The following is a 17642-nucleotide window of genomic DNA, read 5'->3' as shown; positions in this document are numbered from 1 at the left end:
CCTAGATCGGATCCTCAGGACACAGAGCTTCTCCGTGCTTTGCTGTCATTCTTCTGTCGTACAACTTTCAAGATCTTATCGATGAGCGCGAAGAGGGGACGCGGCTCTGGCGTTGCGGGGCGAGTGGCGCACTATGGGCGGGTGGAAAAAGTACGACTCCTCGTCGTGGACGACGACCCGCCGATCGCCGATCTCGTGGCGACGGTCGCCCGCTACGAGGGCTGGAACGCGGTGACCGCGAACTCGGGTGAGGAGGCGCTGCGCCGTGCCGCCGACTTCCATCCGGACATCGTGGTGCTCGACCTGATGCTGCCCGACATCGACGGTTTCGGCGTGCTCGACCGGTTGCGCACCACCGGGACGATGGTTCCCGTCGTGTTCCTGACCGCGCGCGACGGTGTCGCCGACCGCGTCGCGGGGCTGACCCGAGGCGGGGACGACTACCTGGTGAAACCGTTTGCGGTGGAGGAGCTGATGGCCCGGCTGCGCACCGTGCTGCGGCGCAGTGCGGGTCCTGGTTTCCAGCGTTCCGTACTGCAGGTGGCGGACCTCACCATGGACGAGGACACCCGCGAGGTGCGACGCGGCGGCAAACTTCTCACGCTGACGCCCACCGAGTACGAGGTGCTGCGTTACCTGATGCGCAAGTCCCCCACCGTGCTCACCAAGGCGCAGATCCTCGATCATGTGTGGGAATACGGTTTCGGCGGCCGTTCCAACGTCGTCGAGCTGGTCGTCAGCCGGCTGCGCCGCAAGCTCGACCAGACGGGCGACGATCCGCTGATCCAGACGGTACGCGGTTTCGGATACGTGCTCCGGCAGGCGGCGGAGTGACCGCCCGGTTCCTCCGGTCGTACCACAGACTCCGGCTGGGCACCCGGCTGGCCCTCGGCCTGGGCGCGCTGTCGCTGGTCGTGTTCGCGGTGGTCGGCGCCATGCTGACCATGTACATGCGGGAATATCTCGATCACCAGCTGCGCGACCAGATCAAGCTGGTCCAGGTGGTGCAGTCCAAGGACGCCAAGGCGCACGGGATCGTGGAGCGCAAGCCGTACTACGGCTGGTACACGGCCGTCTACGACGTGTCGGCGGACTCGGCCGTACTGCGCACGCCGGCCGACGTGCCCGCCGACACCACGGCGCTGACCGCCCTCGCCCGGCGGATGTCCGACTCGGACGCCGACGTCACCCGCACCGTGCGGATCGGCGAGGGCACGTATCTGCTGCGCGCCTGCGAGGTATCGCCCGGTGTGGTGCTGGTCAGCGCCGCGCCGACCCAGGACATCGACGGCACCATGCGCCAGCTGATCACCATGCAGGTGGTCGCGTTCGGTCTGGCTCTCCTGGCGTTGGTGGTGTTCGGCCGGCGGATGCTGAAGAACGGTCTGAAACCGCTCAGCGACATGGCCCACACCGCGCACGGGATCGCCTCGCACGACCTGAGCGAGTCGGCGTCCCGGCTGCACCTGCGGGCGGACGCCCCCGGCGGCGGGCCCGAGGTCGAGGAGCTGCGGACGGCCTTCAACACGATGCTGGAGCACATCGACGACTCCCTCGCCGTGCGCGCGGAGGCCGAGCAGCGGCTGCGCCGCTTCGTCGCCGACGCCTCGCACGAACTGCGCACGCCGCTGATGTCGGTACGCGGTTACGCGGACCTTTTCCAGTACGCGGCCGCCAACGCCCCCGAGGAGCGCGACAAACACCTGGCCCGGCTGCGCGCCGAGGCCGCCCGGATGGGCGTACTCCTCGACGATCTCCTGCTGCTGGCCCGTCTCGACGCGGCCGAGGTGGAGACGCCCTTGCGGATGGAGCACGCCGACCTCGTGGAACTGGCCGAGCAGGCGGCCGACGCGTTCCGGGCGAGTCACCCCGGGCATCCGGTAACGGTGCTTCCGGGCCCTGCGGCGGTACGGCTGCGGATCGACCCGCATCGCATCCGCCAGGTCCTGGACAACCTCCTCACCAACGCGGCCGTGCACACCCCGGCCGGAACGCCGGTCTCGGTCGAGGTGTCCGTCTCGGCGGAGACGGCCCGGGTCCATGTCACCGACCAGGGACCCGGCATCCCGCTCGACGAGCGTGAAAGCGTCTTCGACCGTTTCTACCGTGTCGACAAGGCGCGCAGTCGCGACCGGGGCGGCAGCGGCCTCGGCCTCTCGGTCGCCAGCTCCCTGGTACGCGCCCACGGCGGCTCGCTGGAGCTGGACGACACGACGACCGTCACTGTCTTCACGATGACGCTGCCCCTGGGGTCGGACCAGAGCAAGCCGGGGAATCCGGGGAAGGTGGCCAACCCGGGGAAGACGGCGAACCCGGGGGGCGCAGGGGCGGAGCAACGGGAGTGACCGGACGGGCCCCTCGGCCGACCCTGATCCGCCCGAGCCCCGATTTCCGGTCCGGACCCCCGTGCCCGGGCCGAAGACGGCCGTGGCGTGCCCCGTCGCCGCCGTTCGCGCCCACCCGGCGTGCCCGCTTTTCACCCTCCGGACCTGCCGCCGGCCCACGCCGCCCCCTCTCTCCCGCACCATCCACCGCGTCCGATCAAGCGGCACGCGGACGGAGGAGTGCGACCCGCCCCCCGTCCCGGTCGCCCCGCAACCGGCACGGCCCCGGACGGCGCCCCGGTGCTGCGGGCCGGGTGAACCTCGGCAGGCGGCCGGGATGAACAGGGAGGGACGCGGGCAGAAATCCCACAGCCTCACCGCACCCCAGCCCCCCACAGCACCCCCGTACGGGCGCACCCCAGCCCCACAGCACCCCCCGTACGGCCGCACCGCAGCCCAGCTCTTACCGCACCCCCAGCCCCACCGCGCCCCGGCTCGGACGCACCCCGACCCCACCGCACTGCGGTCGCCCTTCCGCCCGCACTCCGTCGGCCTTCGGACACCGCACCGCCACGCCGGAGGGGAAGGACTTTCCGTACCCTCCCCGAAGCTCGCCCCCGATCCGTCACACCGCCGCGCGCGGTGACGGCGAGGAAGGATGACGTGCGCCGTGTCTCTGTTACCCGTTGAGGACCCCGCGTTCCCGTCGCCGCAGCCGACGTCTTTGTCGCCTGCGGACGAGCGCCGCCGCCCGTCTGCCTCCCCCGCCACCCGCCGCGTCCTCGCCCTGCTGCCGCTGCTGTTCCTCGCGGTGTGGGCGGCCGTCGACTGGCACACCGTCCGCGACGGCACGGCCCGGCTGGCCACCGCCGATCCCTGGTGGCTGCTGACCGGGCTCCTGTTCACCGGTCTGGGGGTGGTCGCCGCTGCCTGCGTGCGGCAGGGCGCGATCACGGACCGGCTGCCGCCGGGCGCACTGCTGGCCTCGCAGATCGCCGCCGACGCCGCCAACCGTGTGCTGCCCGCGAGCATCGGCGCCCACGCGGTGACCCTGCGGTTTCTGCAGCGCGAGGGCGTCCCGTTGCACCGTGCCACCGCCTCGATCGCCCTGTACTCCCTGGTCAGAGCCGTGGCGAAGATCCCTGTGGTGCTGGTCTTCGTCCTCGCGGCGCCCACCGCCGTGCCTCCCGCGGAACTGTTTCCGCAAGGGCGGACGCTGTTTCTGGCCGCCGCATGCCTTCTGTTGGCCCCGGTGGCGGTCGCGGCGCTGTTCGCCGTCGCACGGCCGCTGCGCCGTCCCGCCCTGGACTTCGTCCGGACGGCCCTCACCGACGCCCGGCGCCTGCACACCCGGCCCGCCCGGTTTCTGCCCCTGTGGGGCGGAGCAGCCGCGGCTCCGCTGCTCCAGGCGTGTGTGGTGGCCTCCGTGGGAACGGCGCTGGGCCTGCCGCTGTCCTGGTCACAGCTGCTCTTCGCGTTCCTCGCGGCGAGCACGGCAGCCGGTGCGGTGCCCGCGCCGGGCGGCATCGGCCCGGTCGACGCGGCGCTGGTCCTCACCCTGGCCGGGTACGGCGCCCCGCTGCCCCTCGCCACGGCGACCGTCATCGGCTACCGGGTGCTGACGGTCTGGGCGCCCCTGTTGCCGGGGATGCTGGTGCTGTCGGCGATGGTGCAGCGCGGACGGCTGTGAGCCTCACCGGCCCGACTCCACCAGCCCCACCACCGCACCGGCTCCACACGGTTTCACACGGCGCGACGAACGCCGTAAGCCCTCCGCCGAAGCGGCGCCGACCGCCGCCAGGCCCGTCACGCCTGCAGGCCCGTCACCTCAGCGACAGCGGCGTCAGTCCTGCGTCGTCAGCCGCAGGGACACGCTGTTGATGCAGTACCGCTGGTCGGTCGGGGTCTGATAGCCCTCGCCCGCGAACACGTGTCCGAGGTGGGACCCGCACCGGGCGCACCGCACCTCGGTGCGCACCATCCCGTGCGAACGGTCCTCGATCAGCTCCACGGCGTCGGTGTCCTTCGGGTCGAAGAACGACGGCCAGCCGCAGTGCGAGTCGAACTTGGTGTCGGAGGTGAACAGTTCCGCGCCGCAGGCCCGGCACGAGTAGACGCCCTCGGCCTTGGTGTCGGTGTACTCACCGGTGAACGCGGGCTCGGTCGCCGCCTGGCGCAGGACGGCGTACTCGGCCGGCGTCAGCTCCGCCCGCCACTGCTCGTCCGGCTTCTCGACGTCGTACGACATGAGCCTCAGCCCCTCACTGGGAAAGACGGTCCAGAATGCGCGGGCCCAGGTCCGTCACGTCACCCGCGCCCATGGTGAGAACGAGATCACCGGCCTTCGCCATTCCCGCGATCACGGCGGGCGCCTCGTCCTTGTCGTGGACGGCCGTCACGTCCGCGCCCGCTGCCCGCGCCGCGTCGATGATCAGTTCGCTGGTGACGCCCGGGATCGGGTCCTCGCGGGCAGGGTAGACGTCCAGGACGACGGAGGCGTCCGCCAGGGCCAGCGCCTGCCCCATCTCCGTGCCCAGTTCCTGCGTACGGGAGAACAGGTGCGGCTGGAAGAGGACGAGGATGCGGGCGTCGTCGACCGCCGCGCGCATCGCCTCGAGGTCGGCCGTCATCTCGGTCGGGTGGTGGGCGTAGGAGTCGACGACCTGCACGCCCGCCGCCTCGCCCTTGAGCTGCAGCCGGCGCTTGACGCCCGTGTACGCGGCGAGCGCGGGGGCCAGCTCGGCGGCCGGGACGCCCAGCGCGACGCCCGCCGCCAGCGCGGCGACGGCATTGTGAGCGTAGTGGCGGCCGGGCACGGAGACGGTGAAGGTGAGCTGCTGACCGTCGAGCAGGACGGTCACCTCGCTCTTCAGCCCTTGCGGGACGACGGACAGCACCCGCACGTCGGCGTCCTCGGCCTCGCCGTAGGTCACCGTGCGCACGCCCTCGACGCGCCGGGCCAGTTCCCGCGCGCCCTCTTGGTCGGCGGCGATCACCAGGGTGCCGCCGGGCACGATCTTTTGGGCGAAGGTCTCGAAGGACTCGTAGATCTCGTCCATCGAGGCGTAGTTCGCGTGGTGGTCGAGCTCGACGTTGAGGACGATGGCGACCTCGGGCGCGTACTTGTGGAAGCTGCGGTCCGATTCGTCCGCCTCGGCGACGAAGATGTCGCCCTCGCCGTGCAGCGCGTTGGAACCGGGCGCGTCCAGGTCGCCGCCGATCGCGTACGAGGGGTGCAGACCGAGCTCGGACAGCGACACGGCCAGCATGGACGTGGTGGTCGTCTTGCCGTGCGTGCCGGCGACGGCGATCGGACGCAGGCCGTCCATCAGGCGGGCGAGCCCGTCCGAGCGGTGGACGACCGGGAGGCCCAGCTCGGCCGCGCGGGCGAGCTCGGGGTTGTCCGCGCGGATCGCCGACGAGACGACGACACAACTCGCGTCGTCGGCCAGGTGCTCTGCGGCGTGCCCGATGTGCACGGTCGCCCCGAGTGCCCGCAGCGCCGCCGCGGTCTGCGACTCCTTGGCGTCACTGCCGGCGACCTTCGCCCCCCGCTGCGCGAGGATCTTCGCGATCCCGGACATCCCGGCCCCGCCGATGCCGATGAAGTGCGGTCGGTCCATGGCGGGAGGAAGGCCGGGTGCCATGTGCGTGTCTCCAGGGTGCGCTACGACGGTGAACGCGCCCCAGCCTATGGGGTCGGGCCGGCCGCACGGCCCCAGGGGCGCGGAGAAACCCGGACCCGACCCGGTACGACCCACAGCCGGAACCGCACCCGCCCCGCCACGGATCACCCCCGGGACCCCGGCGGGCACCGAAGCCGACGCCGACACGGCAGCGGCACCGAAGCCGACACCACAGCCGGCACCGTCACCCCGCCGCCCGCGCCACGCCACGCACGGTGCCCCGCACGCACGGTCCCCCGCACGCCGCATCCGGCACACCGCGCGGCGCGGATGACCGCGCGCCCCGCGGTGGGCCGGCTACGCCTTGCTGTGCGAGAACAGCTTCAGCACCGGGACGCCCACCTTGTGCCGGGCCCGGGAGGCCCAGTCCCGGTGGAAGAACTCCTCCACGTAGTGCGGATCCGTCAGCACGATCACCTCGTCCGCCCCCACCTCGGCCACCAGGGACTTCAGCGCGTCCAGCGGATGGTCCTCCACCAGGCGCCCCACCGCCGGGCTGCCGGAGGCCTGCAGCGCCTGGAGCGACACCTCCAGCGCGCGCACGCCGAAGCCCTTCGCCTCGTCCCCCTCCGGCGTCTCGCGCTCACGCGCGGCCTCGTCCAGCTCGCCGAGAGCGACGTCGTCGATGGCCCTCAGCAGACGGTCCGCCTGGTCGCCGCGCGGCTGGAGCAGCACGTGGAAGGCGACCTGCTCGTCCCCGTGCAAGGTGGTGACGAACTCCACGTCGGCGGATGTCAGGGCCTTCTCGATCATCAAAACGCTTGTGAACACCGGCGCCCCATTCTCTGCGAGGACCCCCGTGGCCCTCTGTCCTCCGTGGGCCGTTCGCGGCCCTGCGGAAACCATCCTTCCCCGTGATCGCACGGGTACCGCGAGATTCAGTGTGCCCGCCGGACGTCAAACGGAACGAACGACTCCACCGATGCGGACCGTCTGCGGCGATCGAACCTGTTTCCGGGGTCACGGCCGCCGGTACCTGCCGAACAGGAAACCCTCCTCCTCCAGCAGGGACGCCAGGGCGAACCGCTGCGGTACCGCGACCGACGGCCCGTCCGCGATCCGCTGGGCGTCGCCGGCGGTGAGCATCGGGGCGATGGTCAGGCACAGCTCGTCCAGTACCCCGGCGGCGACGAACTGGCCCAGCAACCTCGGCCCGCCCTCCGTCAGCAGCCGGGTGTGTCCGAGCTCGCCGAGGGCCTGCACGGCCCGGGCGGGCTCCACGCCCATGCCGTCCCCGGCGATCACCACCCGCACGCCCGCCTTCTCCGCGGTCGCGACCCTGCCGGGCGGGGCCGCCGCGCCCGTCAGGATCAGGGTCGGGACCAGCGGCGACGTGAACAGCGGGAGCGAGAAGTCCAGATCGAGGCCGGCGGTGACCACCGCGACAGCGGGGGCGGGCGCCTGTCCGGCCGCCGCACGCCGCGCCGCGAACTCCGCACGCGCGCGTGCGGGGCGGTACCCCTCGATCCGGACCGTTTCCGCGCCGACGACCACCACGTCCGCGAGTCCTCGCAGCGTGCCGAAGATCCGCATGTCTGCGGCGGTGGAGATGGGCTGGGAGCGCCCGTCGTGCTGGGCGGCGCCGTCGAGGGTGGACACCATGTTGGCCCGCAGCCAGGGCCGCGGCCCGCCGGGACGGGCCTGCGAATCCGGTTGTGGATGCGGTTGCCGTTGCCGATCCGGTTGCTGTTGCGGATCCGCTTGCCGTTGCTGTTGCCGTTGCGGATCCGCTTGCCGTTGCGGAACCTCTTGCCGTTGCTGTTGCCGTTGCGGATCCGCTTGCTGTTGTGAATGCGGTTGCAGATCCGGTTGCGGGTAGGCGTACGCCTCGGCGAGTTCGTCGAGGCTCCACTCACGGTCCTCGGCAGCCTCACCTCCCTCGCCGCGCGCCCCGAGCGGGCCGCCGCCGGAGCCGGTCGTCGCTGTCTGGTCGGTCACAGGGAACAGCCGTCGCATGTCAGGCAGTCTGGCACGCCCCGTAGCATGGGGAACCGTGTCGTCCTCCTCCGCCGCCCCCGGCCTCCGCCCGATAGCCGACGCGTCGCCGGCCTCCCTCTGCGCCCGGCAGCCGCACGTCCCCGCGGACCGGCTGGTCGCCGAGATGGTGCCGCCGCCGCGGTTCGACTCGGTCCGCTTCAGCACCTATATCCCGGACCCCAACCAGCCCAGCCAGACGCAGGCGGTCGGCGCCCTGGAGGGTTTCGCGGCCGGACTCGGCGGGGCACACGCCACGGGCGCCGCCCGACGGGGGTTCCTCGGCTTCGGCCGGCCCAGGACGCCCCGCACGCCCGTCGGGCCGCGCGGCGTCTACCTCGACGGCGGCTACGGCGTCGGCAAGACCCACCTCCTGGCGTCCCTGTGGCACGCGACCCCGGCCGAGCCCGCCCTCAAGGCATTCGGCACGTTCGTCGAGCTGACCAACCTCGTCGGCGCCCTGGGTTTCCAGCAGACGGTGCGCACGCTCTCCGGGCACCGCCTGCTGTGCATCGACGAGTTCGAGCTGGACGACCCGGGCGACACCGTTCTCGTCTCCACACTGCTCGGCAAGCTGGTCGAGGCCGGTGTGGCGCTCGCCGCGACCTCCAACACGCTGCCCGGCAAGCTGGGCGAGGGGAGATTCGCCGCGGCCGACTTCCTGCGGGAGATCCAGGGCCTGTCGGCGCAGTTCCGCGCCCTGCGCATCGACGGCGAGGACTACCGACACCGCGGCCTGCCCGAGGCTCCGGCCCCCTACTCCGACGAGCAGGTGACGAAGACCGCGTACGCCACGGAGGGCGCCTCGCTCGACGACTTCCCGCACCTGCTGGAGCATCTCGCGAAGGTCCACCCGAGCCGCTACGGCGCGCTGGCCGACGGCCTGAAAGCGGTCTGCCTCACGGACGTGCAGCCGGTGCCCGACCAGTCCACAGCGCTGCGGCTGGTGGTGCTGGCCGACCGGCTCTACGACCGCGAGGTCCCGGTGCTGGCCTCGGGAGCCCCCTTCGACCGGCTCTTCAGCGAGGAGATGCTGAACGGCGGGTACCGCAAGAAGTACTTCCGCGCGATATCCCGGCTGACCGCGCTGGCCCGCGACGCCAAGTCACTCGTCAAGCCCCAGTAAGCGATCTTGGCCGCCCGGGTCAAGAGCCGGTTCGCGCCACGCGTCCAGCTCTTTTGAGGCGCACTTCATCAGGAAACATCGAGGTAACCCTGCAAACAACTTTGCAGGGTTACCTTGTTTCTTGACCAGTCGTTGACCAACCGTTGGTCCGGACTGGAGATGTGTGACAGCCGGAGGGAGGCGCATGTTCCGAGGTAGGTCGGCCCGTGCCGGAATTTCTCTCCTCGCCGCGCTCCTGCTGGCCCTCCCGTTCTTCGCACCGGCGTCGCCCTTCGCAACCGCGCACACGGTGCGTCACCTCGAGGCCAAGACCCAGCCCGGAATCAAACTCTCCGCCAAGACGCCGCGCCAGGAGAAGGTCACCTCGCGTGACTGCAAGCTTCCCGGCGGTCCCGCCGACCCTCGTCGCACCCGCGATCGCCTGCGCGTCACCGCCGGCGCCGCCTCGGCTCCCCACGAGTCCGAGCGCGCATCGCCGACGCAGGACCCCGCGGCCGGTCACCGGCAGGCCCGGCCCGGCGATCCCCGGCACCGCGCGTCCAGATCCTCGACGTCCCACTCCCCGGCGGCACTTCAGGTCTTCCGCTGCTGAGCGAGCAGAACAGAGCAACAGCCCCCACCTGTCCTCATGTCCTGCACGTCCGACGCGCCCCCACGGCGCGCCAGGAGGAGTCACCACGTCATGCAGCCCCTCATCGACAACGCCCGTACCTTCGGACAGCGCCCTGAGGAGTTCGCCAGGCTCGCCGAAGGCCAGTCCCCGCAGGTTCTCTTCATCACCTGCTCCGATTCGCGGGTCGTTCCCGCCCTGATCACGGGCGCCCGGCCCGGCGAGCTCTTCGAGCTGCGCACCGCGGGCAACATCGTGCCCCCCTACGGCTCCGACCGCCCCACCGGCGAGGCCGCCACCATCGAGTACGCCGTGGAGGTGCTCGGCGTCCAGGACGTCGTGGTCTGCGGCCACTCGCACTGCGGCGCCGTCGGCGCGCTGGTGCGCGGCGACGACCTCGACGGGGTGCCCGCCGTACGCGACTGGCTCGCCCACGCGGCCGGCGAACCCGGCGCCGCCGATCCCGACGACCCGACGGTCATGCGCGCCGTCCAGAACCACGTGCTCGCCCAGTTGCTGCGGCTGCACTCCTACCCGTGCGTGGAGAAGCGGCTGGCCGACGGCCGGCTGCGGGTGCGCGGCTGGTACTACGAGGTGCACACCGGCGCGGTCCGCGAACACCGCGTCGACACCGACGGCTTCGAAGCCCTGTGAGCGCCGCCATGACGCACCAGAAGCCCACCGGGCACATATCCCGGTTCCCGCACCTGAAGCAGGACTTCGCCGCCTCTCTCGTCGTCTTCCTCGTCGCGCTGCCGCTGTGCGTCGGCGTGGCAGTGGCCTCCGGCGTGCCGGCCGAGCTCGGGCTCGTCACCGGCATCGTCGGCGGCCTGGTCACCGGGCTCATGCGGGGCAGCAGCCTGCAGGTGTCCGGTCCCGCGGCCGGTTTGACCGTGCTGGTCTTCGAGGCGGTGCGGGAGTTCGGCCTGCCGGCCCTCGGGGTGATCGTGCTGGCCACGGGCGCCCTGCAGCTCGCCATGGGCGCGCTGCGGCTGGGCCGCTACTTCCGTGCCATCTCGGTGTCGGTCGTCGAGGGCATGCTGGCCGGGATCGGCCTGGTGCTGATCGCCGGTCAGCTGTACGCGGCGGTCGGCGCCAAGGCGCCGGAGTCCGGTCCGGAGAAGATCGCCGGGCTGCCCGAAGCGGTCGCGGACGCGTTCGGCAGCGCCGCCGCCTCCGCCTCGCTCGCACTGGGCGTGGGCACGGTCGCGGTGCTGATGTTGTGGAAGCGGTTGCCGGCGAAGGTCCGCACCGTGCCCGGCCCGCTCGCCGCAGTCGGTCTGGCCACGCTCGCCGCCCTGCTGTTCGACCTGCCGGTGGCCACTGTCGAGGTGCGGGGTCTGCTCGAGTCCGTCCAGCCCCCGCCGCTCGCCGCCTTCGGCGATCTGGCGGACGTCGCTCTGCTCGGCACGATCGTCGCGTTCACCCTGATCGCGTCCGCCGAGTCGCTGTTCAGCGCGGCGGCGGTGGACCGGCTGCACGACGGCCCGCGCACCGCCTACGACAAGGAGCTCATGGCGCAGGGCGCCGGCAACGCCGTCTGCGGCGCGCTCGGCGCACTGCCGATGACCGCCGTGATCGTCCGGAGCGCGGCCAATGTGCAGGCGGGAGCGCGGACGAAGGCGTCCCGCGTGCTGCACGGCGGGTGGCTGCTGCTGTTCGCGGCCCTGCTGCCGGATCTGCTGGCGTACATCCCGATCCCGGCGCTGGCCGGAATCCTCGTCCACGCGGGCGCCAAGCTGGTGCCGGTGCGGTCGCTCGTGGCGTTGTGGCGCGAGCACCCCGGCGAGGCGCTGATCCTGGTCGTCACGGCCGTGTCGATCGTCGTGGTCAGCATGTTCGAGGGCGTCCTCATCGGTCTCGCGCTGGCGGTCGTCAAGACGGCCTGGGAGGCCTCGCACATCCGGCTCGAGATCGTGGACAAGGGAGCGGGCCCGGTGCAGACGTACCTGTCGGGCAACGCGACCTTCCTGCGCCTGCCGAAGATCCTGGACAGCCTGGAGTCCCTCCCGCAGGACCGGCCGGTCGAGCTGGACCTGTCCGGCCTGCACCACCTCGACCACGCCTGCCGGACCGCCCTGGAGAACTGGGCGGAACGCCACAGCGACCACGGCACCGAACCGGTGAAGGTCACGGCGAGCCGGTGAAGGTCACCGGTTCGGTGAAAGTCACGAGGTCGGTGACGGCGCGGCCTGCCGCGGAGGCGGCGACGGGGCCGGCCCCGGCCGGCTGACACCGGACGTGTCCGTCGTCTGGTCCGGGGCCCCGGGCATGGCCCCGGACCAGACGGCGGGCATATCGTTACAGGAGTAGACAGACCAGCTCAATCGGACCTCTGGTCGAGGAGGTCGACATGCTCGAGGAGCTGCTGGGCGCGGCCGCGGCGGTCGCCGCGGGAGGCCTCGTGTATCTCGGGGCCGCCGCACGGGTCGTCAAGCAGTACGAGCGCGGGGTGGTCCTGCGGCTCGGCCGGCTGCACGGCGACGTCCGCCAGCCCGGGTTCACCGTCGTCGTCCCCGCGGTGGACCGGCTGCGCAAGGTCAACATGCAGATCGTGACGATGCCCATTCCGGCCCAGGAAGGCATCACTCGCGACAACGTGACCGTGCGGGTCGACGCGGTCGTGTACTTCCGCGTGGTGGACGCGCCGGCCGCGATCATCAACGTCGAGGACTACCGCTTCGCCGTCTCCCAGATGGCACAGACCTCGCTGCGCTCGATCATCGGCAAGAGCGAACTGGACGACCTGCTGTCCAACCGGGAGAAACTCAACGAGGGCCTGGAACTGATGATCGACAGCCCGGCCATCGGCTGGGGCGTGCAGATCGACCGGGTCGAGATCAAGGACGTCTCCCTGCCGGACACCATGAAGCGTTCGATGGCCCGTCAGGCCGAGGCCGACCGCGAACGCCGGGCGCGGATCATCAACGCCGACGCGGAGCTCCAGGCGTCGAAGAAACTCGCCGAGGCGGCCGCGGAGATGTCCGAACAGCCCGCCGCACTCCAACTGAGGCTGCTGCAGACGGTGGTGGCGGTCGCCGCGGAGAAGAACTCCACGCTGGTGCTGCCGTTTCCGGTCGAGCTGCTGCGTTTCCTGGAGAAAGCGCAGCAACCGCCTCCACAACAGCCGGAGCAGCAACCGCTTCCGCAACACTCCGAGCAACAACCGCTCCCGCACCATCCTGAGCGGCAATCGTTTACGCAACAGCATCAGCAGCAAGCGTTTACGCAACCGTCGCAGCGGCAGCAACCGCTCCCGCAACAGATTCAGCAGCCGCCGCCTGCTCCACCGCCTCCACCGCCTCCTGAGGCTGCCGACGAGTGACACCTGCGCCGTGCGTGGTTCCCGGGGCGCACCGCGGGTGATAGACACAGCGGGATCACAGTCCTGTCCGCCAGCAGGAAGGTTTTCCCATGTCTGCGACACGACGTCAGATCCTCGCCGGCACCGGTGCGCTGGGGGTCGGCGCGAGCATCGCGTTCACCGGCGCCCTCTCCGACCTCTTCGCCGGCACAGCGGCCGCGCATGGCCTCGGTCACGAGGGGTACGGCCCCCTCGTCCCCGACCCGCACGGCCTGCTCGACCTCCCCAGGGGCTTCCGCTACCGGGTCCTGTCCCGCGAGGGCGACCCGCTGCGCTCCGGTGAGGGCCCGGTGCCCTCGAACCACGACGGCATGACGGCGCTCCCGGGGCAGGGCGGCCGCGTGCACCTGGTCCGCAATCACGAGAACCGTCACACCGCCGCGCGTCCCGTCCCCACCGTCAAGGGCCTGACGTACGACCCGGCCGGCAAGGGCGGCTGTACGGCTCTGACGCTCGACTCCCGGGGCAGGGTGCTCTCCGAGCGGGTCGCGATCGCGGGTACGGCCGTCAACTGCGCGGGGGGACCCACCCCGTGGCACACCTGGCTGACCTGCGAGGAGACCGAGGACAAAGCCGGCACAAACGGTTACACCAAGGATCACGGTTTCATCTTCGAGGTCCACCCGTCCGACCCGCGCCGCACCGGAGCCGTGCCGCTGACCGCGATGGGCCGTTTCCAGCACGAGGCGATCGCCGTCGACCCGCAGTGCGGAATCGTTTACGAAACGGAGGACGCGTTTCTTCAGCCGTTCGGCCTTTTCTACCGTTTCCTGCCGGAGAAACCGTTGGGCGGGGTGGGCTCGCTGCGTGCGGGTGGCCGGCTGCAGGCGATGCGGGTGCCCGGAGTGCCGGACCTGTCCTCCATCCAGGACACGGGCCATGTCTTCGAAGGCGTCGAATGGGTCGACGTGCCGGATCCCCTCGCCGCCGAAACCCCGATCCGGCTGCAGGACTTCGGCCCGAAGGGCATCACCCACGCACAGAAGCTGGAGGGCTGTTACTGGGGCGGGCGGTGCGTGTACTTCGTGTCGTCGTTCGCGCGCGGGGCGGACGGCTCGGCGGCCGACCACTTCGGTCAGATCTGGCGCTACGACCCGGAGCGCCGCCGTCTCACCCTCGTCGTCGTCTTCGGCCCGGACACGGACGTGCAGCTGCCCGGCGAATCCCCGGACAACATCTGCCTCGCGCCCAGCGGCGGCCTGATGGTCTGCGAGGACGGCAACGGTGCGCAACACGTCTTCGGCGTGACCAGGGGCGGCGAGGTCTACGCGATGGCGCGGGGGCGCCAGAACATCGGCACGCCCGAGGAGCCCGAGTGGGGCGAGTTCGCCGGGGTCACCTTCTCCCCCGACGGCGACACGATGTACGTCAACTGCTACACCCCTGGGACGACGTTCGCCGTGACGGGCCCCTGGCGGCGTTGACCATGCTCGCGTGAGTCCCGGGGTCCCGGCGGCGAGCGGCGGCGAGCGGCGGCGCGGCCGGACGATCCACCGGGGCGCACGGGCGGGTGACGACATCGAAGCTGCGGTCATATTTCCGCATCGACCACCGGGCGTCCCCCGTAGGTTCATACGATGATCCTTCCTGTGCGTCGTCAGGCCGCCCCTCTCTGCCTCCTCACCGCCGCTCTCGCCGCCCTCACCGGCTGTGGCACCCCCGGGCACCCGGTGGCCGCCCGTCCGGCCGCCCCCGCCTCCACCTCGGCCACGACGCCCACAACGCCCACGACCGCCACGAGCCCCGCCCCACCCCCGGCTTCCGCCCCCGCCGCTCCCTCCGCTTCCACCCCCGCCGCTCCCTCCGCTTCCACCCCCTCCGCTCCTTCCCGTCCCCCGACCCTGGCCCCCGGTCCGGCCGGCCTCACCCCCGTCTTCCGCAGTGCGCCCCACGCCGCCGGCAAGACGGTCGCCCTCACCTTCGACGCCGACATGACCGCCGACCAGGGGGCTCGGGCGGCGGCCGGCGAGCGCTTCGACAACCCCGGGCTGATCGCGGCGTTGCGCCAACTGAAAGTGCCCGCCACTGTGTTCATGACCGGCCGCTGGGCCGAGGAGTACCCCGGCCAGGCCCGCTCGGTCGGCCGCGACCCCCGGTTCGAGATCGCCAACCACTCCTACAGCCATCACGCCTTCACCGGCGACTGCTACGGCCTGCCGACCGTCCCCGAGGACCGGATGAAAGCGGACGTCGAAAGGGCTTACACGGCGTTCCGCAAGGCCGGTGTGCCGAACGCGATGCCGTATTTCCGCTTCCCCGGCGGTTGCTATGACAGCCGGGCGCTGCGCGCGGTGAGCGGCACCGGCGTGACCGCGGTGCAGTGGGACGTGGTGAGCGGGGACGCGTTCGCCACCGACGCGGACGCCGTCGCCCGGCAGGTGCTGGACGGTGTGCGACCCGGCTCGGTCGTCGTCATGCACTGCACCCGCAGCGCGGCCCCGACGACCGAGCAGGTGGTGCGCACGATCGTCCCGGAGCTGCGCAGGCGCGGATACCGCTTCGTAAAGGTTTCCGAACTGATCGCAGCGGCGAGCACGCGTCGATGACGTGCGGGGGCGGCGACTGGGCCGCACCCGACCCACTCGCCCGCCCGCCGGTCTGTGCTCCGCTCCGGAGGCCCACAGGAGTTCCGTACGCCGGATCCGTACGCTGGATTCATGAGCGACGACAGCGAGCGTGAGTACTGCCTGATCGACGCCACCCGGCCGCCCCGGGCCGAGGGACCGCCGTATGCGGACTGCGTGCAGTGCCGCAAACCGACGGAGTACCCGGACTCGTACAAGGGCATCACGCTGTGTCCGGTGTGCGAGTGGCAGGAGGCGCAGCGGACCGCGTGCTCGGGATGACCACCCGCTGGTCCGCCGAGTACCCACCGGCCCGCGCGACCGCGCCCCGTGCCCACGCCCCACGCCCCACGCCCCCCGCACGCCCCGTGCCCCCGCACGCCCCGTGTCCCGCCGTGCGGTCGGATGCCCGGCCAGTGCCGAGTCCCGGTCAGGGCGACCGGTGGGACGTCAGCGCGCAGGCGGCGGCGATCGCGGCCGCGCTCAGCAGGGCCGCCGTAGCCGTGGGCCACAGTGGCAGGTGGACGGTGGCCGTCCGGGAACCGCCGACCAGGCCGCTGACGGCCGCGTGCGCCGGGGACCCGCTCACCACCAGCGCCAGCAGAGCCGCCAGGAGCAGCGCGGGGACCGCCCGGCCGGGTGAACGCAGCACCGGCCAGGCGGTGAGCGCGCCCACGGCAGCGCCGAGCAGCGCGCAGGTCAGGACGGCGAGCAGGCCTGCGCCGGCCGCCTCGACGACCGGGACACGCCGCTGGTGATCGCTGCCGACCGGGTCGCTGACGACGGTGACGAGCGCGGTCGCCGCCACGCCGAACGCGGCGGCAGCCGACAGTGCGACCAGCACACAGGCCAGATGGGCCCGCGCAGGCCCGACCGCTGCGGCGACGACGGTGCGGGCGGCCGGCGGCTCGTTGGAGACGCAGATCCGCACCAGCCAGGCGGCCACCGGCAGCAGGAACGCGGCCGTATAGCCGAGCGAGTCCAGCAGCGGCTGGCCGCCCTGCACGCCGACGCCCAGGAACACGGCGTACAGCAGGAACGGCGGCAGCCAGCGCTGCGAACGGACCAGCAGGGCGCTCTGGTAACGCAGCAGGGCGGTCACGGGCGGCTCTCTTCTTGACGGACGCTCACCACGTGCCACGGCGGGTCGGCGGTCAGCAGAGCGCGGAGCAGGATGTCGGAGTGCGAGACAGGGACGGTGAGCCGGTGGCGGCGCTCGGCCGTCCGTTCGGCCGAGGTGGCCAACCGGAGCGCGTCCGGCGGCAGGGCCACGGCCGTACCGTGCACCTCGACCGTCGTGTGCGGGCCGAGGGGCGCGGCGTCCGGGCCGGGGTCGGCGTCCACGCGCGCGTGCAGAGCGCCGTTCCGGACGGTGAGTACGACGTCGGTGGCGGCGGCGAGGCGGCGGGGGTCGTGGTCGACGAAGACGACCGCCGCGCCGGCCGCCGTCCGCTCGGCGACCGCCCGCTCCAGCTCGGGCCGCGCGTCCGCGTCCAGGCCGGTCCACGCCTCGTCCAGGATCAGCAGTTCGGGTTCGGCGAGGAGCGCCTGCGCCACGGCGACCTTCTGGCTGCTGCCCTTCGACAGACGGTTCATGGGGGTGGCGGCGTGCGCTCCGGCGCCGAAGCGGTCCAGCCAGTGGTCCGCGGCGCGCTCTGCGGCCGGGCGGGACAGGCCGTGCACCGCGCCGAGGTGGGTGAGGTAGCCGGCGGCCGTGAACGGGAGGGCGGCGGGGAAGCGTTCGGGGACGTAGGCGGTGCGGGGGCGGCCGGTGACCCTGCCCTCCGTGGGGGCGTCGACGCGGGCCAGCAGGCGCAGCAGGGTGGACTTTCCGGTCCCGTTGCCGCCCGCGACGCGGGTGAGCGTGGCGGGCTCCGGCCGCAGGGTCACGTGGCGCAGCACCCAGGGGCCGCGTAAGCCGTAGCGGCGGCCCACCCCCTCGAGGCGTAGATCGCGTTCCATGAGGAACATCCTCTCGCGGGTCCAGTAGCCTG

General features: G+C 72.1%; 17 protein-coding genes. 11 read left to right on the top strand and 6 right to left on the bottom strand.

All coding sequences use genetic code 11. The features are described from left to right. Positions 1-81: 81 nt before the first annotated feature. From QA802_RS32980 to QA802_RS32970, 3 genes are all read left to right on the top strand, one after another. Positions 82-834 carry a response regulator transcription factor gene (locus tag QA802_RS32980; RefSeq protein ID WP_334530446.1) on the top strand — a complete coding sequence of 251 codons (753 nt, stop codon included), beginning with the start codon at positions 82-84 and terminating at the stop codon, positions 832-834. Next, a complete protein-coding gene (locus tag QA802_RS32975) occupies positions 831-2345 on the top strand; it encodes a sensor histidine kinase (RefSeq protein ID WP_334530443.1) in 1515 nt (504 codons plus the stop codon). The genes QA802_RS32980 and QA802_RS32975 overlap by 4 nt, the downstream gene beginning before the upstream one ends. A 649-nt stretch (positions 2346-2994) precedes the next feature. Then, on the top strand, positions 2995-4014 hold the full coding sequence (locus tag QA802_RS32970; RefSeq protein ID WP_334530440.1) for a lysylphosphatidylglycerol synthase transmembrane domain-containing protein: 1020 nt from the start codon (positions 2995-2997) through the stop codon (positions 4012-4014). Positions 4015-4167: 153 nt separating this feature from the next. On the opposite strand, the gene msrB is transcribed toward QA802_RS32970, so the two are convergent. From msrB to QA802_RS32950, 4 genes are all read right to left on the bottom strand, one after another. Beyond that, a complete protein-coding gene (gene msrB, locus QA802_RS32965) occupies positions 4168-4572 on the bottom strand; it encodes a peptide-methionine (R)-S-oxide reductase MsrB (protein WP_334530437.1) in 405 nt (134 codons plus the stop codon). A gap of 13 nt (positions 4573-4585) precedes the next feature. Next, the gene (gene murC, locus QA802_RS32960; RefSeq protein WP_334530434.1) at positions 4586-5971 is read right to left on the bottom strand and encodes a UDP-N-acetylmuramate--L-alanine ligase; all 1386 of its coding nucleotides are present in this window, start codon (positions 5969-5971) and stop codon (positions 4586-4588) included. A gap of 336 nt (positions 5972-6307) precedes the next feature. Next, positions 6308-6781 (bottom strand): indole-3-glycerol phosphate synthase, encoded by a 474-nt coding sequence (locus tag QA802_RS32955; protein ID WP_173985757.1) that lies wholly within the window; start codon positions 6779-6781, stop codon positions 6308-6310. A gap of 189 nt (positions 6782-6970) precedes the next feature. Then, a complete protein-coding gene (locus tag QA802_RS32950) occupies positions 6971-7966 on the bottom strand; it encodes a pyrimidine reductase family protein (protein WP_334530431.1) in 996 nt (331 codons plus the stop codon). Positions 7967-8003: 37 nt separating this feature from the next. Here QA802_RS32950 and zapE point away from each other — a divergent pair, with 37 nt between their 5' ends. From zapE to QA802_RS32910, 8 genes are all read left to right on the top strand, one after another. Continuing rightward, entirely contained in the window at positions 8004-9110 is a 1107-nt protein-coding gene (gene zapE, locus QA802_RS32945; protein WP_334530428.1) for a cell division protein ZapE, read from the top strand. Between the two features lie 184 nt (positions 9111-9294). Continuing rightward, positions 9295-9702: a hypothetical protein gene (locus QA802_RS32940; protein WP_334530426.1), complete on the top strand. Its 408-nt coding sequence runs from the start codon at positions 9295-9297 to the stop codon at positions 9700-9702. A gap of 90 nt (positions 9703-9792) precedes the next feature. Beyond that, positions 9793-10374: a carbonic anhydrase gene (locus tag QA802_RS32935; RefSeq protein ID WP_334530423.1), complete on the top strand. Its 582-nt coding sequence runs from the start codon at positions 9793-9795 to the stop codon at positions 10372-10374. Between the two features lie 8 nt (positions 10375-10382). Further along, entirely contained in the window at positions 10383-11867 is a 1485-nt protein-coding gene (locus tag QA802_RS32930) for a SulP family inorganic anion transporter (RefSeq protein ID WP_334530420.1), read from the top strand. A gap of 206 nt (positions 11868-12073) precedes the next feature. Further along, positions 12074-13045, top strand: a complete 972-nt coding sequence (locus QA802_RS32925) for a slipin family protein (RefSeq protein ID WP_334530417.1) — start codon at positions 12074-12076, stop codon at positions 13043-13045. 89 nt (positions 13046-13134) lie between these two features. Continuing rightward, complete coding sequence (locus QA802_RS32920; RefSeq protein WP_334530414.1) at positions 13135-14508, top strand: alkaline phosphatase PhoX; 1374 nt, start codon at positions 13135-13137, stop codon at positions 14506-14508. Positions 14509-14661: 153 nt separating this feature from the next. Further along, complete coding sequence (locus tag QA802_RS32915; RefSeq protein ID WP_443042210.1) at positions 14662-15630, top strand: polysaccharide deacetylase family protein; 969 nt, start codon at positions 14662-14664, stop codon at positions 15628-15630. Between the two features lie 111 nt (positions 15631-15741). After that, on the top strand, positions 15742-15930 hold the full coding sequence (locus tag QA802_RS32910) for a hypothetical protein (RefSeq protein WP_334530411.1): 189 nt from the start codon (positions 15742-15744) through the stop codon (positions 15928-15930). Between the two features lie 148 nt (positions 15931-16078). Here the strand turns inward: QA802_RS32910 and QA802_RS32905 are convergent, their stop codons facing one another. Further along, positions 16079-16750 carry an ABC transporter gene (locus QA802_RS32905; protein ID WP_334530408.1) on the bottom strand — a complete coding sequence of 224 codons (672 nt, stop codon included), beginning with the start codon at positions 16748-16750 and terminating at the stop codon, positions 16079-16081. After that, positions 16747-17610 carry an ATP-binding cassette domain-containing protein gene (locus QA802_RS32900; RefSeq protein ID WP_334530405.1) on the bottom strand — a complete coding sequence of 288 codons (864 nt, stop codon included), beginning with the start codon at positions 17608-17610 and terminating at the stop codon, positions 16747-16749. Before QA802_RS32900 ends, QA802_RS32905 begins: the two co-directional genes overlap by 4 nt. Between the last annotated feature and the right edge of the window lie 32 nt (positions 17611-17642).

Source organism: Streptomyces sp. B21-105, assembly GCF_036898465.1.
Classification (GTDB): domain Bacteria; phylum Actinomycetota; class Actinomycetes; order Streptomycetales; family Streptomycetaceae; genus Streptomyces.
The sequence above is the reverse complement of the archived record's forward strand: the minus strand, read 5'-3'. Positions and strand labels throughout refer to the sequence as shown.